Source organism: Sphaerisporangium perillae, from assembly GCF_023276435.1.
In the GTDB taxonomy this organism is placed as follows: domain Bacteria; phylum Actinomycetota; class Actinomycetes; order Streptosporangiales; family Streptosporangiaceae; genus Sphaerisporangium; species Sphaerisporangium perillae.
Window position 1 is genome coordinate 42,997 of sequence record NZ_JALLPO010000031.1, and the last position, 21,751, is coordinate 64,747.

Sequence of the window (21,751 nt, forward strand, 5' to 3'; positions counted from 1 at the left end):
CTTGAACAAAGGTCGTTCAAAGCGTGCAACGTACCCGTTGTGGCGTGAGTTCCCGTTCGGCCCCGACTCCCCTAGGCTGCGACCAATACGTGCGTACGGCGAAGGCGGGGAGGAGAGGCCGATGGCCCCGACGCCGACGAATCCGGTGGAGGCCACGCTGGCCTACGCGGAGGAGTTCCATCCCGAAGACGAGGTGCTGCAAGCCGCGAGGCAGCGGGGCATCGAGGTGGGGGCGATCCCCATCCTGCCCGGAGGCGGCGCGGCCCTGTGCTTCCTCGCCACGGCGATCAGCGCGAGGTCCGTGGTCGAGGTCGGCACCGGCTGCGGTGTCTCAGGGCTGTGGCTGCTGCGCGGCATGCGCTCGGACGGCACGCTGACCAGCGTCGACGTCGAGCCCGAGCACCAGCGGCTCGCCCGCCAGGCCTTCGCGGAGGCCGGGTTCTCCGGCAGCAGGGTCCGCCTGATCGCCGGGCGTGCCCTGGACGTGCTGCCCCGGCTCGCCGACGGCGGCTACGACATGGTCTTCTGCGACGCGGCCAAGCAGCAGTACGGCGACTATCTGGCCGAGGCCGTGCGCCTGCTGCGGCTGGGCGGCATCGTGGCCTTCGACAACGCGCTGTGGCACAACCGGGTCGCCGACCCGGCGCAGCGCGACCCCGACACCGTCGCGGTTCGCGAGCTGGGCAAGCTGATCCGGTCGGACGATCGGCTGCGCGCCCTGATGATGCCCTTGGGCGACGGCCTCCTGGCCGCCATCAAGATCGCCAACTAGGCACGGAAGCCCGCCTCGCCGGTCGGCGAGGCCAGGACGCCGTGCGTCCCGACGCCGCGGTCAGGAAACCACGGGTCAGGACGCCGCAGGTCAGGACCGGCCCGAGGTGAGCCAGTCGAGGAGCAGGCGGGTGCCGAAGCCGGTGGCCCCCTTGGTCAGGATGCCGTCGTCGGCGGTGGTGCGCGAGACGCCCGCGATGTCGAGGTGGGCCCAGCGCCGCCCGCCGGTGAACTCCCGCAGGAACAGCGCCGCGGTGATGGAGCCCCCGCCGTAGGTGTTCTCGAAGTCGATGTTGGTCAGGTCGGCGACCGCGGAGTCCAGCCCGGGACGGTACTCGTCGATGATCGGCATGCGCCACAGCGGGTCGCCGGACCGCGTGCCCGCGTCCAGCAGCTCCTTGGCCAGGTCGTCGCTGCCGGAGAAGACCGCGCCGACGTCGCGCCCGAGGGCGATGCTGATGGCCCCGGTCAGCGTGGCGAGGTCGACGATCGTGTCGGGCTCCAGCTCCTTGTCGGCGTACGCCAGGGCGTCGGCCAGCACGAGCCTGCCCTCGGCGTCGGTGTTGAGCACCTCCACCGTACGGCCCCCGTAGTGCGTGATCACGTCGCCGGGACGCTGCGCGCTCCCCGACGGCATGTTCTCGGCGGCGGCGACCAGCCCGGTGACCCGCGTGCGCACGCCCAGCTCCCGCAGCGCCCCCAGCACGGAGATCACCACCGCGCCGCCGGCCATGTCGGTCTTCATGAACTTCATGCCTTCGGTGGGCTTCAGGGACAGGCCGCCGCTGTCGAAGGTGATGCCCTTGCCGACCAGCACGATGTGGCCGCCGTCGTGCCCCTCGGGCTCGTAGGAGAGCTGGATCAGGCGCGGCGGGCTCGCCGAGCCCTGACCGACCGCGAGGATGCCGCCGAAGCCGCCGGCGGCCAGGTCGCCGGGCTCCCACACCTTGGCCGTCAGGCCCGCACGCTCGGCCACCTCGACGGCGCGGGCGGCCAGCCAGGCGGGGTTCTTCTCCGAGGACGGCGTGTTGGACAGGTCGCGGGCGAGCCCGGTGGCGCGCGCCACCACCTCGGCGCGCTCGATCACCTGCCGGGCCTCCTCAGGCCCGGAGAAGCGGATCTCCTCGACGGCCTTGGTGCGGCTCGCGCCGATCCTCATCGTGTAGGAGGCGAGCAGCGCCCCCTCCGCCAGGGCGGACCAGCCGGCCTCCCCCGCGTCCTGCGGGAGCGTGACGTCGATGGACCGGCGTCCCTTGGCGCGGCGCGCGAGCAGCGCGCCCGCCTTGCGCAGCGCACGGGGCCCGCCGTCGCCGATGCCGTACAGCAGGACCCGCCGCACCCCGTCACCATGCGCGACCGGGACCTCCACGACCTCGCCGGACTCCCCCTTGGCCTCGTGGTGGGCGAGAAGGGCGGGGAGCGGCACGGGAAGCTCCACCTGCGCGGTGAGGTCCTTCCCGAAGGGGATGGCGAGCAGGTCGGCGTCCTGCGCCTGCTGCGGGTCGATGAAACTCAGCGCGGTCTCGATGGGCACGGTGGTCCTCCCCTGGTGTTGCGACGGCCTGGAATTGCGACAGCCCCGGCGTGGGGCTCTGGCCCGGCCGCCGGGGCCGTCAAGTCGCCTGTGTCGGTGGGTTGTGTCAGGGGTATGTCAGCCGACGACGTTCTTCAGAGCGTCGCCAAGAGCTCTGGCCTCATCCGGTGAGAGTTCGACGACGAGCCGGCCGCCACCCTCCAGAGGGACCCGCATGACAATGCCCCGTCCTTCCTTGGTGACCTCCAGCGGACCGTCGCCAGTCCGCGGCTTCATCGCCGCCATGCGTGTATCCCTTCCTGCCTCGGCCGCGCGATGCCGGAGCGCGCCTGTCCGCGCCCGGCCGCCCGCCGCTTTCACGTCTTCTGTGACGTCCCATTATCCCGCCTCGCGAGCGCGCATGGGTAACGATCTCCTCCCAGAATGCGTTGTCCGGGACCCTTGCGCCGATCAAACTGGTCTATGTGAACGCCCGAGCCGCGCTTTTCGACCTCTACGGAGACCACCTGCGCATCCGTGCCGGGCACGCCTCCGTGGCCGCTCTGGTCCGGTTGCTCGCCCCGCTCGACATCGCCGCGCCGGCGGTCCGCACCGCGATCTCGCGGATGGTCCGGCAGGACTGGCTCACGCCCGTGCGGCTCCCGCAGGGGCCGGGGTACGCGCTGACGCCCAAGTGCCTGCGCCGCCTGGACGAGACCGCGGTGCGCGTCTACCGCACCGGTTCGGCCCCCTGGTCGGGCCGCTGGCACGTGCTGGTCTTCCAGCCGGTGCGCGACCGCGCCAGGCGAGAGCGGCTGCGCGCCGACCTGTCCTTCCTCGGCTACGCCTCCCTGTGCGAGACCACCTGGATCGGCCCCCGGCCCTCGCCCGAGCTGGACGCCCTGCTGGAGGACCAGCGGCTGCGCGCCGACCGGTTCGAGAGCACGCTGGACGGCGATCCGCGCGAGCTCGTCGCCCGCGCCTGGGACCTGTGCTCCATCGCGCGAGCCTACGAGGAGTGGCTGGGGCAGGCCGTCTATCTGGTGGACGGGCTCGGCTGTGACGCCCCCGACGATCAGATCTTCGCGGCCCGTAGCAAACTGGTCCACGGATGGCGCAACTTCCTGTTCCGCGATCCGGGCCTTCCGCCGGAGCTCCTTCCGCCGGCCTGGCCGGGAGAGAAGGCCCGTGCGTACTTCGAGCAGGAGGCCGCCCGGCTGCTGCCGTCGGCGGCCGCCTTCGTCGACCGCAACCTGGACAAAGGATTTCACTGATGGACCAGCAAGCCAGTGGCGACCACGTTCTCTACTCCGTCGAGGAGGGGGTGGCCACGATCACGTTGAACCGCCCCGACGCGATGAACGCCCTGACCATCTCGATGAAGGCCGCCCTGCTGGAGGCGCTCGAACACGCACGTGACGACGCCGAGGCGCGCGCCGTGCTGCTGACCGGCGCGGGGCGCGGCTTCTGCGCCGGGCAGGATCTGCGCGAGCACGCCGATAACCTCGACGCGGGGGTGGGCCTGGACAACACCGTCCGCGCGCACTACAACCCGATCATTCTGACGATCACGGGCATGGGCAAGCCGGTGATCGCGGCCGTCAATGGTTTCGCCGCGGGCGCGGGCGCCTCGCTGGCCCTGGCCTGCGACTTCAGGGTCGCGGCCGACGGCGCCAAGTTCGCGATGGCCTTCCTAGGCATCGGCCTCGCCCCCGACTCGGGCGCCTCGTGGACCCTTCCCAGGCTGGTCGGCGCGGCCAAGGCGCGCGAGCTGCTTCTGCTCGGCGAGCCGGTCACGGCCGCCAGGGCTCTGGAGCTCGGCATGGTGACCTCGGTCGTGCCCGGCGACGAGCTGACCGCTAGCGCCCGCGCGCTGGCCGTACGCCTCGCTCAGGGCCCCACACAGGCCTACGGAGCCACCAAGCAGGCCCTGGACTTCTCCGCCGCGCATTCACTGGAGGACTCGCTGGAGATGGAGGCCGACCTCCAGGACGCGTGCGCCAAGACCGAGGACCACCACAACGCGACCCGCGCCTTCCTCGCCAAGCGACGCCCCACCTTCGACGGCCGCTGACCCACGGCCCCGCTCAGGCGAGGCGCCCGCGCACCCAGCACTCGGCGAGGTGGTCGTTCACCAGGCCGATGGCCTGCATCAACGCGTACGCCGTAGTGGGGCCGACGAAGCGGAAACCGTGACGCTTCAGCTCCTTGGCCAGGGCCTTGGAGGCGGGCGTCGTCGCCGGCACGTCGGCGAGCGACGCCGGCACGGGCGAGGACGGGTCGGCGTACCGCCAGACCAGCTCGGAGACGCCGCCCGCGAGCTCGATCGCGGCCCGGGCGTTGGCGATCGCCGCCTCGATCTTGGACCGGTTGCGGACGATGCCCGCGTCGGCCAGCAGCCGCTCGACGTCCTGCTCGCCGAACGCGGCGACCGCCTCGATGGAGAACCCCGCGAAGGCCTTGCGGAAGTTCTCGCGCTTGCGCAGGATCGTCAGCCACGAAAGGCCCGACTGGAACGCCTCGAGCGTCAGCCGCTCGTACACCAGGTCGTCGCCGCGGACGGGCCGGCCCCACTCTTCGTCGTGGTAGACGATGTAGTCGGGCGCGCTGGTCGCCCAGCCGCACCGGATGAGCTCAGGGTTCACGAGTGTCGAGGGTACAAGCTCCGGCGCGCGGCTCACGCACCCGCGATGCCGCCGCGGCCGTCCCGCGCCTCGGCTCGCTCACCGGCCGCGATGCCGCCGCCGTTCGAGGCCGCGTGCCTGCCGGGGACCACGTCCGCGTCCTCGCCGGCCACCGGAGTCTCCTGCCTCGCGGCGGCCTCCGGGGCCTTCGGGGCCTTCGGGGACGCCTGTTCCGACGACTCCCGCGCGGACGCCTCCCGTTCGGCCGGAGATGTCTCGGGCTCCACCGGGAACGTCTCCCGCGTCACCGCCATCCCCTGGGAGGGGGCCGTCTCCTCGGTCGTCACCCGCATCGCCGCCATCCCCCGCGCCGCGGTCGTGTCCCGTTCCTCGGGCGTCACCTCGGCGTGCTCGATGCCGCCCGGCGCCCACGACGGCCGGGTATAGGCCTCCTGGCGGGCCTGGACGCGGCCGGCGAGCAGCTCGGCGACGCGTTGCTCCAGCACGGCGATGTGGGTGTCGCGCTCGCCGAGAGCCGTCGCGGCCCGCTGGAGCGTCTCGTCGACGGTCTGGGTGTGGTAGCCGACGAGGCTCACCGGGAGCTGCAACGCCATGAAGTCGACGGCCGTCAGCAGCCCCGGAGCCGGAAGGTCCAGGGGCGGCACGTCGGGGGCGAACTCCGTCAGCTCTCCGCCGCGCCCCTGGGAGACCGTCACCACGCAGTACAGCACGGCGACCGCGGCGACAGCGAGTAGGACCAGCACATACGAATCGTGCCACATCGGCGCCTTTGAGCGCGCCCCGTTAGCGATCGCCGCAAACCCCGGAGGGACCGCCGTCCATGCCGGGTGGCCCGGGTGTGACAGCATCGGGCTCATGACGCCCGTACTGGTGACCGGCCCCGACCGGCGGCTGGAGGACTCCTGGGTCGAGGCCCGCTCGGCCGCCGAGGTCGAGCGGCACGCCCGCGCCGGGCGGACGGTCGTGGTGACCCTGTCGGGCGACGAGACCGCGCAGCTGGCCACGGCGGCGGTGTTCGCGTGGCTCGGGGCCCGGGTGTTCCGCACGGCCTACCAGGAGCAGGTGCGGCTGGCGCTGGACATGACCGAGTCGCTCGCCGGCAGGCGTCCCCCGGCGTTGGCCCGCCGCGGCCTCGCCTGACCCGGCCGCGCCGTGACCCGCTCCGGCCTGGCGTGACCTGCTCCGGCCTGGCCTCGCCTATCCCGCCGCGGACTCGCCCAGCTCGTCGGCGTGCGGGCTGAGCGGGCGGGCGGGCTTCTCCAGGTGGTCCAGGGCCTCGCTCACCGTGGTGGTCCAGGAGATGGCGTCGAAGACGTTCGGGCGGGTGAAGCCCTGGTCGTACATGCCGTCCACGAGCTGCCGGAGCGGCGCGTACAGCCCCCACGGGTCCAGGATGACCAGCGGCTTGTCGTGCAAGCCGAGCACGCGGGAGGTCCAGATCTCGAAGAGCTCCTCCAGCGTGCCGACGCCGCCGGGCAGGACGAGGAACGCGTCGGAGCGCGCGTCCATGATCCCCTTGCGTTCCCGCATGTCGGCCGTGATGATCAGCTCGTCGGAGTCGGTGTCGGCGATCTCGAGATCCACCAGAACCTGGGGCATCACCCCGATCGTGCGGCCACCGGCCCGCCGGGCGGCATGGGTGACCGCGCCCATGCACGACACCACGGCGCCGCCGCTGACGAGCGTGTGCCCGCGCCGGGCAAGCTCGGTGCCCACCTCGCCCGCCAGGTCCAGGTACTTCTGGTCGATCCTCTGGCTGGATGCACAGAACACACAAATTGCCAATGCCACGGCGGTAACCCTACACATGCCCCCGACGTGCCTCACATGTCGCGCGGACCGCCATTTCGCTCACGGTCGGCCTCGACGATGATGCGCACCGCCTCGTCCACGTCGTCGGTCACCCGCATGAGGTCGATGTCACCCGGGGAGATCTTGCCGGTGGCCAGGAGGGTGTCGCGGATCCAGTCGAGCAGGCCGCCCCAGAATCGCGTGCCGAGCAGGATCACCGGGAACGAGGTGACCTTGCGCGTCTGGACCAGCGTGAGCGCCTCGAAGAGCTCGTCGAGCGTGCCGAACCCGCCGGGCAGCGCGACGAACCCGCAGGCGTACTTCACGAACATCGTCTTGCGCACGAAGAAGTAGCGGAACTCGATGCCGAGGTCCACATAGTCGTTCAGCTTCTGCTCGAAGGGCAGCTCGATGCCGAGCCCCACCGAGACGCCGCCGGCCTGGCGCGCCCCCTTGTTGGCCGCCTCCATGCATCCGGGGCCGCCGCCGGTGATGACGGCGTAGCCGGCCTCCGCCAGCGCCCTGCCGAGGGCCTCCGCCATGGCGTAGTCGGGCTCGTCCGGACGGGTGCGCGCCGAGCCGAACACGGTGACGGCGGGCGGCAGCTCGCCGAGCTGCCCGAAGCCCTCGACGAACTCCGCCTGGATGCGCAGCACCCGCCAGGGGTCCATGTGCAGCCACTCGGTCGACCCGCGCTGGTCCAGGAGCCGCTCGTCATAGGTGGAGTCCTGGAGGAACTTCCCCCGGACGAGAGACGCTCCCTGGCGGCGCTCCTCACGTGATGCTCTGTTCATGCCGATCACGCTAACCGCCCGCGGGACCGCGTAAGCCGTAGCGAATCGGGACCTCCCTGCGAGAGCTCCAAAGAATCTTGAAAAATCTGTCCGGAGCAGCGGAACCGATTGTTCGCGAGGCCGCGTCTAAGAGCCGAGGGTGCTGCTCGGGACTGAAAGTGGCTTTCCCCGCCAAATGGCCGGCGAGGAAAGCCACTTTCTTTTGTGCCTCAGGCCGTGGGCGTGCCCAGCCAGGCGATCATCCGGCGCTCGCAGTCGGCGATCTGGGCGAGCGAGACGTACTCATCCTGCTGGTGGGCGAGGTTCGGATCGCCGGGGCCGTAGTTGACGGCGGGGATGCCGAGCCCGGAGAAACGCGCGACGTCGGTCCACCCGAGCTTGGCCCGGGGGGTCCCGCCGATGGCGCCCACGAACGCCGCGGCGACCGGATCGGTCAGCCCAGGGCGCGCGCCCGGGGCGGCGTCGGTGAACCGCACCTCGTACCCGTCGAACACCTCGCGGACGTGGTCCTGCGCCTGCTCGACCGAACGGTCGGGGGCGAAGCGGTGGTTCACCGTCACCACGCACTCGTCGGGGATCACGTTGCCGGCCACGCCTCCGGCGATGCCGACGGCGTTCAGCCCCTCGTGGTAGGCCAGGCCGTCCACGACCGGCTCCCGTGCCTGGTAGGCGTTGAGCCGGGCCAGGACGGGCTCGGCACCGTGCACGGCGTTCACGCCGTACCAGGAACGGGCGCTGTGGGCGCGCCTGCCCCGGATGACGACCTGTGCGCGCAGGGTGCCCTGGCAGCCGCCCTCGATCTCGCCGCCGGTGGGCTCCATCAGGACGGCGAAGTCGCCGGCGAGCAGCTCGGGACGGGTGCGGGCGAGGCGGGCGAGGCCATTGCGCACGGCCTCGACCTCCTCGCAGTCGTAGAAGACGTAGGTGACGTCCCTGCTGGGCTCGGGGACCCCGGCGGCGAGCTTCAGGGCCACAGCGACGCCGCTCTTCATGTCGGAGGTGCCGCACCCGTACAGCAGGTCGCCGTCGACGCGCGAGGGAAGGTTCCCGGCGAGCGGCACCGTATCGATGTGGCCGGCGATCACCACCCGCTCGGAGCGGCCCAGCTCCGTGCGGGCGACGACCGCGTCGCCGTCGCGGACGACGGCGAGGTGCGGCAGCGGCGCGAGGGCCGCCTCGACGGCGTCCGCCAGGGCCTTCTCGTCACCGCTGACCGACTCAACGTCGACGAGCGCGGCCGTCAGCGCCCGCACGTCACCGGACAGGTCGAGCGGCGGCGCGTCAGGCATTGACGCCGTGCTGCCGCAGCACGTCGTTCAGCGCGGCCTTGTCGTGGCGCTGCCCCTCTTCGAGCCGCTTGAGCACAAGGACGCAGGGAAGGCCGAAGGTGCCGCCGGGGAACTCCTTGGCGCGGGTGCCGCCGACGGCGACGCACCAGTCGGGGATGCGGCCCCGGGAGATCTCCTCGCCGGTCTCGACGTCGATGACGGGCATGGAGGCCGACAGGATCGTGCCGGCGCCGACCACGGCGCCCTTGCCGACCCGCGCGCCCTCGACGATCATCGAGCGGCTGCCGATCAGCGCCTCGTCCTCGATGACGACGGGAACTGCGTTCGGCGGCTCCAGCACCCCGCCGATGCCGACGCCACCCGACAGGTGGACGTTCCGGCCGATCTGGGCGCAGGAGCCGACGGTGGCCCAGGTGTCCACCATGGTGCCGCCGTCCACATAGGCGCCGATGTTGGTGTACGACGGCATCAGCACCACGCCCGGGGCGAGGTAGGAGCCCCAGCGCGCGATGGCGCCGGGCACCACGCGCACGCCTTCGAAGGACGTCTTCAGCGGGATGCGGTCATTGTGATGGAAGTCACCCACCTGGCTTCTGACCATGCCGAGGACCCGGAAGCTGAGCAGGATGGCCCGCTTGGCCCGCTCGTCCACGACCACCTCGCCGGAGGAGTGGTCGACGAAGGCGACGCGCGCCTTGCCGGTGTCCAGCATGTCCACGGCGCCGACGATCACGCCGCGTGCTTCGCCGTCCTCCGGCGACAGGTCCGCGCGCTGCTCCCACAACTCGTCCACGGTGGCCGGCAACGGGCTTTCGAAGGTCTCGCTCATGAAAGGGGAGCTTAGTGCCGCACGCCGACCTCGGCGGGGCCGGTAGGTTCTTCTCCGTGGCACGGCGATTCTCACGAGCGGTTCTGACGATCATGGGCATCGTCGTCGTGCTCGGCGTGGCCGTCTTCTTCGGGGTCTACTACCTGCTGAACAAGGCCAAGCCGATCGCCCTCGGCGAACACTGCGAGGTCAGGACGCCGGCGGGCACCCTCGACCTTGAGATCGAGCAGGCCCAGGTGGCCGCCACGATCGCCGCGGTCGCCGCCGACCGGGGGCTGCCGGAGCGGGCCGTCGAGATCGGCTACGTCACCGCGATCCAGGAGTCCAAGCTGCTGAACCTCCCGTTCGGCGACCGCGACTCGGTGGGGGTGTTCCAGCAGCGGCCCTCGCAGGGCTGGGGCACCGTCAAGCAGCTCCAGGACCCGGTCTACGCCACCCGCAAGTTCTACTCCGCGCTGGTCAAGGTGAAGCGCTACCAGAAGCTGCCGCTGCACGAGGCGGCCCAGGCGGTGCAGCGGTCCGCCGACGGCTCCGCGTACGCCCAGCACGAGGAGGACGCCAAGATCCTCGCCGCGGCGTTCACCGGACGGGTGCCGAAGGCCGTCCACTGCTGGTATCCCTCCCCCAGCAAGCCGGTCCCCTCGCAGAGCGTGAAGGCGCGCAAGGAACTCGGCAGGGCCCTCGGGCAGAACCCCGCCGAGACCGGCCGGATCAGCGCGCCGACACAGCGCCGCGGCTGGCTGATCGCCTCCTGGTCGGTCGCCCACGCCCAGAAGTACGGCCTGCGCCAGGTGCGCTACGACGGGGTCAGGTGGTCGTCCACCTCGGGCCACGACGGCTGGCTGACCGACGCCAAGTCCACGGCGACGACGGTGGAGATCGCCTGACCGTCCGGGCGCCGGCCGAAGCACGCGCTCCACGTCCGACGGTCCGGGCGTCCGCTAGAGCATGCGCTCCACTTTGATGGAGCCGGGGGACAGCGGCTGGGCGTAGGCGGCGGTCCATGCCTGGCCCTGGACCCGGTTGAAGCCCAGCAGCCGCCCGTCGGCGGCGCGGTAGTCGGCGAAGTCGACCAGGCCGCGCTCGGGATACCCGGTCGTGCCCTCGGAGCGGAAGCTGGCGGTGCCCCGCTGGGTCGGGTGGAACTCCACGCCTTCCATGATCAGCATGCTCTTGGCCGGCACCATGCCCTGGGTCGGGACCGGGGTCCAGAGGTAGACCTCCAGGTGGGGCGGGTCCTCGGGGTCCGGCCCCTGGCGCTCCTCGACCGAGAGCCACTGGTAGTAGTGGCCCATGCCCTCTTCGAGCAGGTATTCGATCCACTGATCGCCCTGCCATGACAGGTGGAGGGCGCCGAGGACGCGTGAGCGCATCCCCTGGCGGTCGATGACGTCTCCGACCTTGATCGTGCGAGGGTCGAGGTAGTCGGGGTCCAGAATGACCGGACGGGCCAGCGCCGGGTGCGACGACATCGGCTCGGGTGGCTCAGGGGGTCTGGGAGCCGGTCGAGCCGTCCTGTCCTGCCGTCGCGTGCCGAGGTAGGCGCCCAGCACGACGACGAAGATGGCTGCGCTCACTGCGAGCACGACCGCAACGGTCATGCCGCGGGATCCTACTGGAGGCGGAGCACCGCCGCATTGACCCGTTCGTCAGTTGCCGTCATGGCGATACGGATATGCGACGCACCGGCATGTCCATAAAAGTCGCCCGGGGCGACCAAAATGCCGATTTTGGCCAGCGCATCGACCTGTTCCCAGCAATTTCGGTCATCGGTCGCCCACAAATAGAGCCCCGCCGTCGAGTGCTCGACGCGCCACCCCGCCTTTTCCAGCGCGGGCCGCATCAGGGCGCGCCGCGCGGCGTACAGCTCGCGCTGCCCGGCGGCGTGCTCGTCGTCGTCGAGCGCGGCGGCCATCGCGGCCTGGACCGGCGCGGGCATCATCATGCCGGCGTGCTTGCGCACCTCCAGCAGCCGCCGGACGAGCGCCGGATCGCCCGCGACGAACCCCGCGCGGTAGCCGGCGAGGTTGGACCGCTTGGACAGCGAGTGCACGGCGAGCAGGCCCTCATGGGAGCCGCCGCAGACGTCGGGGTGCAGGATCGAGACCGGCCGCTCTTCCCAGCCCAGCTCGATGTAGCACTCGTCGGAGGCCACGATCGCGCCCCGCTCGCGCGCCCAGGCGACGACCTTGCGGAGATGCTCGGCGGGCAGCACGCGGCCCGTCGGGTTCGACGGGGAGTTCACCCAGACCAGCGGCACCCGCTCGGGGCCGAGCCCCAGCAGGCCGTCGGAGGTGTACGGCGTGGCGCCCGCGAGCCGCGCGCCGACGTCGTAGGTGGGGTAGGCGAGGGAAGGGATGACCACGCGGTCGCCCTGCCCGAGGCCGAGCAGCGTGGGCAGCCAGGCGACCAGCTCCTTGGAGCCGATCGTCGGCAGGACGTCGGCGGGGTCGACCGTGACGCCGAGGCGGCGGTCCAGCCAGCCGGCGACCGCGCGGCGGAGCCGCTCGGTGCCATGGGTGAGGGGGTATCCAGGGCTGTCGGCCGCGCCCGCGAGCGCCTCCTGGACCACGGCGGGCACCGGGTCGACGGGAGTGCCGACCGAGAGGTCGACGATGCCGTCCGGGTGCGCGAGCGCCCGTTCCTTGTACGGCACCAGCCGGTCCCACGGGAAGTCGGGCAGCCCGATCATCGATTACCCCCAGGGTCGATCTTGAATGTCGACGTCCGAGCATGACGGCGGCCGGTACCGCGACCAGGCGGTCACGGTACCCGGCGGCCTCTCGTTGCCACGAACGGCCACGAACGGAAGGTCAGTGCTCCTCGGCCTGCGGCGGGAGCGCGGCCACGATCGGGTGATCCTTGTCGATCTTGCCGACCTTGGAGGCACCGCCGGGCGAGCCGAGGTCGTCGAAGAACTCGACGTTCGCCTTGTAGAAATCCTTCCACTGGTCGGGCGTGTCGTCCTCGTAGAAGATCGCCTCGACCGGGCAGACGGGTTCGCACGCGCCGCAGTCCACGCACTCGTCTGGGTGGATGTAGAGCATGCGGTTGCCCTCGTAGATGCAATCGACGGGGCATTCTTCGATGCACGCCTTGTCCAGGACATCAACGCAAGGCTGCGCGATGACGTAGGTCACCTCGGGCTCCTTCTTCTCCGCGCCTTCGCACGACTCGTCCGCGGGTTGCTAGACCTAGTATTGCCGTGCTGGCCACATGTCTGAAACGGGAGGGGGGCGAACCGCGTGACACCGCACTTTGGCGGAAGGCTGGTGATCGCCGTCTCCCCCTCTGACGTGGGCCGCAGGGTCACCGTCCGGCGCCGCGACCCCGACGGCTTCCGCGACACCGTAGGCGTCCTCGAGTCCTGGGAGGGGGGCCTGCTCCAGGTCCGCAAGCGCGACGGCACACTGGTAGCCGTCCGCGAGGAGACCGTGGTCGCCGCCAAGGTGGTCCCAGAGCGCTGACCCGGGCCCCGCCCCGGCCTCCCGCCGCTCCGGCCCGCTCGCCCGGACCCGCACCCCTGCTGTGCTGTGCTGTGCCAACGCTGGCCCAAACATCCGCGTGCCTCCTCGACGCGGGAGGATATGACGCTGAGTATTCGTTTCGTGACATCACGCGCCGCAGTCGCCACAGTGATCCTCGCCACAGCCGTGGCCGGGTGCTCATCCTCGACCACCACCGACAAGAAGCCGCCTCCGGTCAACCCGCGGGCCGCGAGCCTGGCCCAAGGGTTCGGCACGATGGACCGGCTCGTCGAGGCCGCGAGACGAGAAGGCGCCCTGAACCTCGTCGGGATCCCGCGCGACTGGGTGAACTACGGCGCCGTCATGGACCGCTTCTCCGGCGAGTACGGGGTGCGGATCAACGTGACCGAGCCGGGCGCGAGCAGCCAGCGCGAGATCGACCTGGCGAAGTCCGCCAAGCCCGGCCAGGCGCCGGATGTGTTCGACCTCGGCATGGACGTCGCGATCACCAACGCCCAGCGCTTCGCCCCGTACAAGGTGGCCGCCTGGCAGGACATCCCCGACAACGTCAAGGATCTCAAGGGCCACTGGTACGCCGGCTACGGCGGCTACATGTCCATCGGGTACGACCCGCGCAAGGTCCCCGCCCCGGCGACGTTCACGGACCTGCTCAAGCCCGGGTACGCCGTCGCGCTGCCGGGCGATCCGCTGCAGACCGCGGCCGCGTTCAACGGCGTCATGGCGGCGTCGCTGCAGGACGGCCGGCCGCAGGCCGAGCGGGGGCTCGCCTTGTTCGCGCGGCTGAAGAAGGACGGCCGTTTCAGCCTCCCCTCCCAGGCCAACACCCTGGTCGACTGGGACTACGTGAACGCCGCCAAGGCCGCGCAGACCGCCGGGGACGACAAGCCCGCCTGGAAGGTCGTGGTGCCCGCGAACGCGGCGCTCGCCTCGTACTACGTCCAGGCGATCAACAGGAAGGCCCCGCACCCCGCCGCCGCCCGGCTCTGGCAGGAGTTCCTCTACAGCGACGAGGTCCAGAACCTCTTCCTCAAGGGCTTCGCCCGGCCGGCGCGCATGGAGGCGCTGGAGATGTCGGGCAAGCTCGACAGGCAGGCCGCGGCCAAGCTGCCCCCGGTTCCCCGCACCCCCGTCCTGCTGACGATCCCGCAGACGGACGAGGGCAAGACCTACCTCAAGGCCAACTGGTCGAAATCGATGGGCTGAGCCCACCGGGAGGCAAGCCTCCGGACAGATGTGTCGCTGAGACATCAAGGCTCTAAAGTGTCTGTACTTACGGACACGGGAAGCGATGTCTGAGAATGCGAGCTGATGGCCTTGCGACACGAAACGCCGAGCTTGATGCGGTGGAACGCGCGCGCCTATGACAGCTCGTTCGGCTACGTCTCGGCACACGGAGAGCCGCTGATCGAGCTGCTCGACCCCCGGCCGGACGAGCGCATCCTCGATCTCGGCTGCGGCACCGGAGTGCTGACCGCCGACATCGCGGCCAGGGGCACCACCGTGCTCGGCATGGACGGCTCGGCCGCGATGATCGAGGTCGCGGTCGCCCACCACCCCGGGCTGGACTTCATGGTCGGCGACGGGGCGAACTTCGGCGTCCCCGTGCCCTACGACGCGGTGTTCTCCAACGCCGCCCTGCACTGGATGGGCCGCGACCCCGACGCGGTGATCCACTGCGTGCGCATGGCCCTGACCCCCGGGGGCCGTTTCGTCGCCGAGATGGGCGGCGCCGGCAACTGCGCCGCGCTCACCTCCGCGATGCTCACCGCCTGGCGGGAGTACGGGCTGCCCGAGCCGGAGCTGCCGTGGTACTTCCCCTCCCCCGCCGAGTACGCGCTCCGCCTGGAGAAGGGCGGGTTCACCGTGCGGCTGCTCGAGTACTTCGACCGGCCGACCCCCCTCGACGAGTGCCCCAACGGCGCGGCCGACTGGGTCCGGATGTTCGCGGGCTCCCTGCTCGACGGGGTGCCGCCCGCCACCGTGGAGCCGTTACTGAGAAGGCTCAACGAGCTGGCCGCCCCGGCGTTACGCCGGGAATCGGGGTGGATGGCCGACTACGTGAGGCTGCGATTCGCGGCTGTGCGGGCCTAAGGGCCGTCTACGATCGAGCGATTTGCCAGACTATGGTCTGGTCAACGGAATCACCGGAGAGGAAACGGGATGAACTTCTGCCTGAGTGATCTCGTGCCTCCGCTTCGTTGGAGTGACGCGACCGGGTTCTCGCAGCTACGCGACGCGCCCGGCCTGCCGGACGCCTGGTGGCGGTCCGTGCCGCTCAGCCGGGTCTTCGCCGTGCTCGGCCCCGAGGCCCTCGGTGAGCTCATCACGGAGCTGGCGACCGAGCACTGGCCGGCCGCGGCCGTGGGCGACGTCCTGCCCGCCCTGCACGTCATGGACCCCGACGAGGCCGACGAACCGCAGGTCTCGATCGCCCTCGATCGCGTCGGCTCGTGGTTCGGGCTGCTGTCGCTGACCGGCCGCGAGCTCGCCGACCAGCCGTTCATCCGCGCCAAGCCGGTCTTGACCGCGCTGTTCACGGCGGTGTTCGCCCGGCTGGCCCCGGCCGGCGACCAGAGCGCCCACCCCGAGACCGCCGCCGGAGCCTCCGCGGCCGCCGCCGAGCAGCAGACGCCCGTCAAGGCCGAATCGCCCGCGCCCGCCGGCGAGCCGCAGGCGCCGGCCGCGCGCCGCGGCGCCGCGGCGAACCCCCCGCAGGCGGATCCGCTCCCCGTGCGACCCGCCGCGCCGCCGCTGCCCAAGAGGCGCACCTCGAGGATCGACAACAGCGACCCCCTCGGCCTCGCCGCGGCGCGCCTGACCGCGGCGGCCCTGGAACAGCAGGCGTCCAGGGAGTCCTCCAGCGGCTCGCGGGACCGCGCCTCCCTGTTCACGCCGCCACCGCGCACCGAGCGCCCCTTCCCAGCGGCCTCCGACGGCCCCGTACCAGGCCCGGACATCCCCGCCCTAGGGAAACCCGACCTCCCCGGCCTCGGCACGCCGAACGGCTCCGGCACGACGGACGGTTTCGGCACGACGGACGGTTTCGGCCGCGGCAGACCGGAGATTCCCGGCCTGGCCAAGGACGCCCCCGCCTTCGGTCCCGACGACGCCGGGTTCGCGCCCGCTGCCCGCCCTTTCGTGCCCGAGCCGGAGCCGTTCGACGCGGCCTCCTTCCCGGCCGAGCCGGGGCCGTTCACCCCGGACGCCGGGCCGTTCGGCCCCGACGCCGCCCTCACCCCCGACACGGGGCCGTTCGGCGCCTCCCCCGGCCCGCACGGCACCGGCCCGCGCCCCATCGTGGCCGACCCCCTGGGAGCCACCGGCGGGCCTTCCGAGGCGGCGCCGGACGCCGCCCGGGACCCGGAAGGCACTGACCCCGGCGAAGGGGCGGAGACCCCGGCGGGCGTGGGCACCGGCACCGACGACCTCGGCACCGGCCGCACCGAGAGGGACATGGCCTCGCTCATCGACGCGGCGTTCGCCGACCTGGACGACAAGACCTGGGCGGTGGCGCAGAACCACGTGTTCACCGACGCCCCCGCCGCCCCCGAGGAACTGGCCAAGCTGTTCGCCGTCCCCGCCGAGGACATCGTCGCCCTGGAGGAGGAGCTGCGCGCGCGGCTCACCGCCTGGCTGGAGAGCGCCGAGGCCGCGCCCTACACCCAGCACCTGGAGAAGCTCCCCGGCACGCTCGGCGTCGCGGCCCCCAAGTCGCGCCTGATGACCGCCGCCGAGTGGCACACCAAGGAGCTGCGCTCGCTGGACGTCCCCGCCTGGCAGTTCGTGCTCGCCACGCTTCCCGGTTACACCGTCCAGGACGACTGGCTGGTCGAGGGGGACATCGCCGACCTGCGCGAGCAGACCTGCGCCCTGATACTCAACGCCGACCGGCCGCCGACGGTGGCCCGCGCGCTGGAACTGGTCTCGACCCTCGGCATCCACCCGGAGGTCGCCAAGGAGTGGCTGGAGAACGTCCCGCAGCTCCGCATCCAGAGCACCAAGAAGGGCGGCGGCAAGAAGGACCCGGCCGGCGAGACGGCGGAGGCCGCGCCCGGCGAAGCCGACGCGTCCACGCCGACCGGCCAGCTCAAGGACGTGTCCATGACCCGAAGATGCTTCCGGCATCCGGACGGCCTGTGGTGGCTCAGGGTCGACATCGCCCCCGAGCAGCTCACCGGCGGGGAGTGCCCGCTGCCCAGCGGGTTCGCGGCCTACCTCGGGATGGCCCCCGGCGACAGCCACACGGTGATGAGCGCCGCCGGCGAGGTCACGCTGAGCTGGCAGGCCCGTCCGGTCATCGAGTCGCTGGGGCAGCTGCTCCACGACATGGGCGCCCAGCCGGGAGCCCACCTGTTCCTGACCGTCGCCGAGGAGGACAAGGTCCTGCGGGCCAGGCTGGTGCCGGCGGCGACCGGCGACCTCGACAAGAGCGCCGCGGCGCTGCGGCTGGCCGGGCACACCGCCAAGGGCAAGGCCGAGTCGCTGGAGGAGACGATCCGCGTGCTGGCGACCCGCATCGGCATGACGGGCCCGGTCGGCCTGCCCGAACTGATGAACAGGCTGCGCGAGCGTGGGGACCGCGACCTGCTGTCCCTGATGGTCTGACGGTAGCCGCATGCCCCGGCTCGCGATCGCCCCTGAGGTCCCAAGGGACCTCGGCGCACTGGCCCAGCCCGTGCGCCGGGACGTCGTGACCGCCATGCGCCGGTTCCTGCAGAACACCACCTCCGCCCCGCATCCCGAACGGGTGCGCAACACCCGGGACTCCCGGGTCGCGACGCTGCGGCTCTCGGACCGCCACCGCGGGGTGGTGGTGCGCCAGCGGGACGTGTTCTGGATGCTGACCGTGCTGCCGGACGCCGAGGCCTGGTCGTACGCGCAACGGCACCGGTTCGCGGTCAACGCCGCCATCGGGATCGCCGAGGTCTGGAACGCCGAGGCCCTCGAACGGGTGGAGCCCGCGCTGCGCCGGTCCGCCGACTCGACCGAGGAACGGCTGTTCGCCCACGTCTGCGACACCGACCTGATCGCACTCGGCATCGACGTCCAGCTCATCCCGCTGGTGCGCCTCATCACGACCGACGCGAACCTCGACGCGCTCGAACCGCTGCTGCCCGAGAGCCAGTTCGCGCCGCTGTCGGTGCTGGGCCAGGGCGGGTCGATGGCCGAGGCGTGGCGGGCGCTGGACTCGCGGGTGGCCGTCCCGGTGACGGAGGTGGACGTCACCGACCTGCCCGCCGCCCTGAAACGGACCCCCGACCGGGCGGCCTTCGTGCCCGACCCGAGCACGCTCGACCGGATCCTCGCCAAGCCGCACTGGTGCACGTTCCTCTACCCGACCCAGTACCGGCTCAGCCATCAGGCGGGTTTCGAGGGACCGGTGCTGGTCACCGGCGGCGCCGGGACCGGCAAGACCCTGGTGGCCCTGCACCGCGCCGCGCACCTCGCGCGGGCCGGCGACGGCAGGGTCCTGCTGGTGACCTTCTCCCAGGGTGTGGCGGCCGACGTTGCGGCGAAGCTCGACCTGCTGGTCGACGAGGAGGAGGTGCGCGGGCGCATCGAGGTGGGCAACGTCGAGCGCCTCGCCCACCGCATCGTCTCCGAGGCGGAGGGCCGGACTCCGCTGCTGGTCGGCGCTCCCGACCTCGCCACGCTGTGGCAGGAGGCGTCGGAGATCTCCGGCGACCTGCACAGCGCGGCGTTCCTGCTGCGCGAGTGGGAGCAGGTCATCCTGGCGCAGAACCTGTGCACCGTGCAGGAGTACCTGGCGGCCGAGCGTCCCGGCCGCAGCGTGGAGCTCGGCCACGACGAGCGCACCGCCGTCTGGAAGGCCATCGAGCACGTGACCGAGCAGCTGCGCGCCTCCGGCAGGCGCACGCTGCTCCAGCTCGCCTCCCGGGCCTCCACGCTGCTCGGCCGGACCACCGGCGACCTGCTCGGCGACAACGCGCCCCTGCGGGAGCCGTACCGGCACATCGTGGTGGACGAGGCCCAGGACCTGCACCCGGCTCAGTGGCGGCTGCTGCGGGCCGCCGTGCCGCCCGGGCCCGACGACCTCTTCATCGTCGGCGACCCCCACCAGCGCGTCTTCGACACCCGGGTGGCGCTCAGCACGCTCGGCATCAAGACCGAGAGCCAGCGCCTGTCGATCTCCCATCGCCTGCCGCAGGACATCCTGTCGTGGGCGGTGCGGCTGCGCGGCGGCGGGCCGGTCGACGGCCTGGTGGACGGCATCACCGAGCTGGTGGGCTATCGTGCCACGCATCCCGGCGACCGCCCGGCGGTGCGGGAGTACACCTCCCGCGCGGCGGAGCTGGCCGGCCTGGTGACCCAGGTCACGGGGTGGCTGGAGGAGGAGGGTGTGGCGGCCGAGGACATCGCCGTGGCCGCCCGCACGGGCGAGCTGGTCAAGGGCGCCAAGGCGGCGCTCGGAGCGTCGGGCGCGGGTATGCGGGTCACCACCTTCCACGGGCTGAAAGGTCTTGAGTTCCGCCGGGTCGCCCTCGTCGGCGTGGCCGACGGCGTCGTGCCCGCGCCGGACACGCTCACCCCCGCCGCCGAGGATCCGACGGCACGCGCGCACGACCTGCAACGGGAACGGGGGCTGCTCTACATGGCCTGCACACGGGCCGCCGAGCGGCTCTACGTGTCCTACTCCGGCCGGGCAAGTCCCTTCCTGCCGCCGTGACCCAATAACCTGAACTGCGGATAAGAGCGAGTCTCATCCCGACTCAAGCCCCATGCCGGTTGGACCCCCATGAATCTGAGCCTTAGCGACATCGTGCCTCCCCTGCGCTGGACAGCACCCGGCCAGGTCGAGCCGATCGCGAGCGACACCCGTCTCCCGGACGCGTGGTGGCAGGCGCTCCCCCTGGACCGGGCCTGCCTGATCGCCGGAACCGCTCAGGTGGCGGGACGGCTGGCCGATCTGGCCATGGCCTGCTGGGGGCACCTCCCGCTCGGCGACATCCTGCCCCTGCTCCGGATGACCGACCCGGAGAAGAGCCTGCGCACCCCACAGGCCAGGGAGGAGGTGTACGCCCTGTTCGCGAGTGTGCTGTCGCGGCTCCTCGCGTCCGACACCGAGCCCGGGCACGACGCCGTCGCCGCGCCCGTCCCGCCCGCGAAGCCTGAGCGGCCGATCCCCGAGCTGATCGACGAGATCTTCGCCGCGCTCGACGACCGGCAGCGGGCCATCGCCAAGGACCGCGTCTACGCCGAGCGGCGGGTGACGCTCGACGAGCTCGCACAGCGGTTCTCGGTCACCCGCGAGCGCATCCGGCAGATCGAGCGCGACCTGCGCGACCACGTCCAGGCGCGGCTCGCCACCCCCGACGCGACCCCGCTGGCCGCCCACCTGGCGTGGCTGCGTGGCCGGCTCGGCTCGGCCGTGCCCATCGAGGACCTGGCGGCGGCGGTGCCCTGGCACCGCACGGAGCTGCTGACGCTGGGCGTGCCGACGTGGCGGTTCATCCGCACTCTGCTGACCGGGTACGACCAGGTCGACGGCTGGCTGGTGGCCGGAGGCGCCGACGAGCTGAAGGAGAAGACCCGTCAGCTCTTCACCGACGGCCCGGTGAAGCTTCCCGAGGCCGTCACGATGGTGGCCCAGCTCGGCATCCGGGAGGACGTCGCCGAACGCTGGCTCGCCTCCGTACCGCACCTGCGCATCCTCGAGGGACACGTCGTCCCCTGGCCGCGCAGCGTGAACGAGAAGGCCGAGGCCGTGCTCGCCGTCGCCGAGAGCCCGCTCAGCCCCGAGGAGATCCAGACCCGCATCGGCGAGGACTACAGCCTGGTCGGCATCCGCAACCAGCTCACCGCCGACGACCGCTTCCTGCGGGTCGACAGGAACAGGTACGGGCTGTCGCGCTGGGGCGGCGAGGAGTACATCGGCATCCGCGAGATGATCGTGCGCGAGATCGAGCGGGCGGGCGGCGAGGCGTCGGTGAACAGCATCGTCGCCAACCTGACCACCCGCTACGAGGTCAGCGAGAGCTCGGTGCGCGCGTACGCGGGCGGGCCGGGGTTCGAGCGCACCCAGCGGGGATGGATCCGCGTCGCCGCGCCCGAGCAGGCCGAGCCGTACCAGCCGCGCCGGGACGTTTCCATGACCCGCCGGTCCTTCCGCAGCCGCGACGGGCGCTGGTGGCACCGCGTCGACGTCAACGCCGAGCATCTGAGAGGTTCGGGGTCCCCGCTGCCCACCGGCTTCGCCGCGCACCTCGGCATGGCACCCGGCGGGTCGCTCACCACCTCTACTCCATCGGGTGACGTCGTGATCAGCTGGCACAACCAGCCGACGATGGGGTCGATCAGGCCCGTGCTCGCCGACTACAACGCCGGCGAGGGCGACTCGATCTTCCTGACCGTGTCGGACGGCGGCGAGCTGCTGACCCGCTACCTGCCGCAGGCCGCCCCTGGGCTGCCGCCGATCAACATGGCGCTGCACCTCATCGGGTACACCGCGCCGGTCGCCTCGGAGGCGGAGGCGCTGCGCCTGATCGGAGGGCGCGTCGGCCTGCCGGAGGGGGCCTCGCGCGAGGAGATCCTGACCCGGCTGCGCGAGCGCGGCGACCGCGACATCCTCGCCTTCCTCGATCCCGAGGTGGCCTGAGGAGTCGCCGGGCT

At 71.9% G+C, this 21,751-nt stretch carries 22 protein-coding genes; 11 read left to right on the plus strand and 11 right to left on the minus strand.

What is annotated here, in order from left to right; genetic code table 11:
* Positions 1-121 precede the first annotated feature (121 nt).
* A complete protein-coding gene (locus tag MYF83_RS28005; protein ID WP_248963714.1) occupies positions 122-772 on the plus strand; it encodes an O-methyltransferase in 651 nt (216 codons plus the stop codon).
* A gap of 90 nt (positions 773-862) precedes the next feature.
* On the opposite strand, the gene MYF83_RS28010 is transcribed toward MYF83_RS28005, so the two are convergent.
* Positions 863-2,305: a leucyl aminopeptidase gene (locus MYF83_RS28010; RefSeq protein ID WP_248963715.1), complete on the minus strand. Its 1,443-nt coding sequence runs from the start codon at positions 2,303-2,305 to the stop codon at positions 863-865.
* Between the two features lie 117 nt (positions 2,306-2,422).
* Complete coding sequence (locus MYF83_RS28015) at positions 2,423-2,590, minus strand: DUF3117 domain-containing protein (RefSeq protein ID WP_114033903.1); 168 nt, start codon at positions 2,588-2,590, stop codon at positions 2,423-2,425.
* Positions 2,591-2,769: 179 nt separating this feature from the next.
* Here MYF83_RS28015 and MYF83_RS28020 point away from each other — a divergent pair, with 179 nt between their 5' ends.
* Positions 2,770-3,558, plus strand: coding sequence for a PaaX family transcriptional regulator (locus tag MYF83_RS28020; protein WP_248963716.1), 789 nt, complete (start codon positions 2,770-2,772; stop codon positions 3,556-3,558).
* On the plus strand, positions 3,558-4,358 hold the full coding sequence (locus tag MYF83_RS28025; RefSeq protein ID WP_248963717.1) for an enoyl-CoA hydratase-related protein: 801 nt from the start codon (positions 3,558-3,560) through the stop codon (positions 4,356-4,358). The genes MYF83_RS28020 and MYF83_RS28025 overlap by 1 nt, the downstream gene beginning before the upstream one ends.
* Before the next feature lie 13 nt (positions 4,359-4,371).
* On the opposite strand, the gene MYF83_RS28030 is transcribed toward MYF83_RS28025, so the two are convergent.
* Together MYF83_RS28030 and MYF83_RS28035 are read right to left on the minus strand one after the other, a co-directional pair.
* Complete coding sequence (locus MYF83_RS28030; protein WP_248963718.1) at positions 4,372-4,929, minus strand: DNA-3-methyladenine glycosylase I; 558 nt, start codon at positions 4,927-4,929, stop codon at positions 4,372-4,374.
* Positions 4,930-4,961: 32 nt separating this feature from the next.
* The gene (locus MYF83_RS28035) at positions 4,962-5,672 is read right to left on the minus strand and encodes a hypothetical protein (protein ID WP_248963719.1); all 711 of its coding nucleotides are present in this window, start codon (positions 5,670-5,672) and stop codon (positions 4,962-4,964) included.
* Between the two features lie 112 nt (positions 5,673-5,784).
* Here MYF83_RS28035 and MYF83_RS28040 point away from each other — a divergent pair, with 112 nt between their 5' ends.
* Positions 5,785-6,069 (plus strand): hypothetical protein, encoded by a 285-nt coding sequence (locus MYF83_RS28040; protein WP_248963720.1) that lies wholly within the window; start codon positions 5,785-5,787, stop codon positions 6,067-6,069.
* Between the two features lie 57 nt (positions 6,070-6,126).
* Here MYF83_RS28040 and MYF83_RS28045 read toward each other — a convergent pair whose 3' ends face one another.
* The 4 genes from MYF83_RS28045 to MYF83_RS28060 form a co-directional block, all read right to left on the minus strand.
* Positions 6,127-6,702: an LOG family protein gene (locus tag MYF83_RS28045; RefSeq protein WP_308201511.1), complete on the minus strand. Its 576-nt coding sequence runs from the start codon at positions 6,700-6,702 to the stop codon at positions 6,127-6,129.
* A 50-nt stretch (positions 6,703-6,752) separates the two neighbouring features.
* Positions 6,753-7,514, minus strand: a complete 762-nt coding sequence (locus MYF83_RS28050; RefSeq protein ID WP_248963721.1) for an LOG family protein — start codon at positions 7,512-7,514, stop codon at positions 6,753-6,755.
* Between the two features lie 209 nt (positions 7,515-7,723).
* Positions 7,724-8,803 carry a succinyl-diaminopimelate desuccinylase gene (dapE, locus tag MYF83_RS28055; RefSeq protein WP_248963722.1) on the minus strand — a complete coding sequence of 360 codons (1,080 nt, stop codon included), beginning with the start codon at positions 8,801-8,803 and terminating at the stop codon, positions 7,724-7,726.
* Positions 8,796-9,632, minus strand: a complete 837-nt coding sequence (locus MYF83_RS28060; protein WP_248963723.1) for a 2,3,4,5-tetrahydropyridine-2,6-dicarboxylate N-succinyltransferase — start codon at positions 9,630-9,632, stop codon at positions 8,796-8,798. Before MYF83_RS28060 ends, dapE begins: the two co-directional genes overlap by 8 nt.
* A gap of 56 nt (positions 9,633-9,688) precedes the next feature.
* Between MYF83_RS28060 and MYF83_RS28065 the strand changes: the two genes are divergently transcribed.
* A complete protein-coding gene (locus MYF83_RS28065; RefSeq protein ID WP_248963724.1) occupies positions 9,689-10,519 on the plus strand; it encodes a hypothetical protein in 831 nt (276 codons plus the stop codon).
* A gap of 54 nt (positions 10,520-10,573) precedes the next feature.
* On the opposite strand, the gene MYF83_RS28070 is transcribed toward MYF83_RS28065, so the two are convergent.
* From MYF83_RS28070 to fdxA, 3 genes are all read right to left on the minus strand, one after another.
* Complete coding sequence (locus MYF83_RS28070; RefSeq protein WP_248963725.1) at positions 10,574-11,233, minus strand: DUF4178 domain-containing protein; 660 nt, start codon at positions 11,231-11,233, stop codon at positions 10,574-10,576.
* 11 nt (positions 11,234-11,244) lie between these two features.
* Positions 11,245-12,324 (minus strand): succinyldiaminopimelate transaminase, encoded by a 1,080-nt coding sequence (gene dapC, locus MYF83_RS28075; protein WP_248963726.1) that lies wholly within the window; start codon positions 12,322-12,324, stop codon positions 11,245-11,247.
* Positions 12,325-12,445: 121 nt separating this feature from the next.
* A complete protein-coding gene (gene fdxA / locus MYF83_RS28080) occupies positions 12,446-12,772 on the minus strand; it encodes a ferredoxin (protein WP_248963727.1) in 327 nt (108 codons plus the stop codon).
* Between the two features lie 105 nt (positions 12,773-12,877).
* On the opposite strand from fdxA, the gene MYF83_RS28085 reads away from it, so the two are divergent.
* The 6 genes from MYF83_RS28085 to MYF83_RS28110 all read left to right on the plus strand — a co-directional run bounded on the left by MYF83_RS28085 (position 12,878) and on the right by MYF83_RS28110 (position 21,737).
* Positions 12,878-13,099, plus strand: coding sequence for a putative acetyltransferase (locus tag MYF83_RS28085; RefSeq protein WP_308201512.1), 222 nt, complete (start codon positions 12,878-12,880; stop codon positions 13,097-13,099).
* 141 nt (positions 13,100-13,240) lie between these two features.
* Positions 13,241-14,323: an ABC transporter substrate-binding protein gene (locus MYF83_RS28090; RefSeq protein WP_248963728.1), complete on the plus strand. Its 1,083-nt coding sequence runs from the start codon at positions 13,241-13,243 to the stop codon at positions 14,321-14,323.
* Positions 14,324-14,428: 105 nt separating this feature from the next.
* On the plus strand, positions 14,429-15,211 hold the full coding sequence (locus MYF83_RS28095) for a class I SAM-dependent methyltransferase (protein WP_248963729.1): 783 nt from the start codon (positions 14,429-14,431) through the stop codon (positions 15,209-15,211).
* A 69-nt stretch (positions 15,212-15,280) separates the two neighbouring features.
* Positions 15,281-17,725, plus strand: a complete 2,445-nt coding sequence (locus tag MYF83_RS28100) for a hypothetical protein (RefSeq protein ID WP_248963730.1) — start codon at positions 15,281-15,283, stop codon at positions 17,723-17,725.
* 10 nt (positions 17,726-17,735) lie between these two features.
* On the plus strand, positions 17,736-19,808 hold the full coding sequence (locus tag MYF83_RS28105) for a UvrD-helicase domain-containing protein (protein ID WP_248963731.1): 2,073 nt from the start codon (positions 17,736-17,738) through the stop codon (positions 19,806-19,808).
* 69 nt (positions 19,809-19,877) lie between these two features.
* The gene (locus MYF83_RS28110) at positions 19,878-21,737 is read left to right on the plus strand and encodes a sigma factor-like helix-turn-helix DNA-binding protein (protein ID WP_248963732.1); all 1,860 of its coding nucleotides are present in this window, start codon (positions 19,878-19,880) and stop codon (positions 21,735-21,737) included.
* Positions 21,738-21,751: the final 14 nt, after the last annotated feature.

Coding starts and splice junctions, on each gene's coding strand:
- MYF83_RS28040 (WP_248963720.1), top strand. CDS start 5,785: ATGACGCCCGTACTGGTGACCGGCCCCGACCGGCGGCTGGAGGACTCC.
- dapE (WP_248963722.1), bottom strand. CDS start 8,803: ATGCCTGACGCGCCGCCGCTCGACCTGTCCGGTGACGTGCGGGCGCTG.
- MYF83_RS28100 (WP_248963730.1), top strand. CDS start 15,281: ATGAACTTCTGCCTGAGTGATCTCGTGCCTCCGCTTCGTTGGAGTGAC.
- MYF83_RS28050 (WP_248963721.1), bottom strand. CDS start 7,514: ATGAACAGAGCATCACGTGAGGAGCGCCGCCAGGGAGCGTCTCTCGTC.
- MYF83_RS28060 (WP_248963723.1), bottom strand. CDS start 9,632: ATGAGCGAGACCTTCGAAAGCCCGTTGCCGGCCACCGTGGACGAGTTG.
- MYF83_RS28105 (WP_248963731.1), top strand. CDS start 17,736: ATGCCCCGGCTCGCGATCGCCCCTGAGGTCCCAAGGGACCTCGGCGCA.
- MYF83_RS28015 (WP_114033903.1), bottom strand. CDS start 2,590: ATGGCGGCGATGAAGCCGCGGACTGGCGACGGTCCGCTGGAGGTCACC.
- MYF83_RS28095 (WP_248963729.1), top strand. CDS start 14,429: ATGGCCTTGCGACACGAAACGCCGAGCTTGATGCGGTGGAACGCGCGC.
- MYF83_RS28110 (WP_248963732.1), top strand. CDS start 19,878: ATGAATCTGAGCCTTAGCGACATCGTGCCTCCCCTGCGCTGGACAGCA.
- MYF83_RS28025 (WP_248963717.1), top strand. CDS start 3,558: ATGGACCAGCAAGCCAGTGGCGACCACGTTCTCTACTCCGTCGAGGAG.
- MYF83_RS28005 (WP_248963714.1), top strand. CDS start 122: ATGGCCCCGACGCCGACGAATCCGGTGGAGGCCACGCTGGCCTACGCG.
- MYF83_RS28070 (WP_248963725.1), bottom strand. CDS start 11,233: ATGACCGTTGCGGTCGTGCTCGCAGTGAGCGCAGCCATCTTCGTCGTC.
- dapC (WP_248963726.1), bottom strand. CDS start 12,324: ATGATCGGGCTGCCCGACTTCCCGTGGGACCGGCTGGTGCCGTACAAG.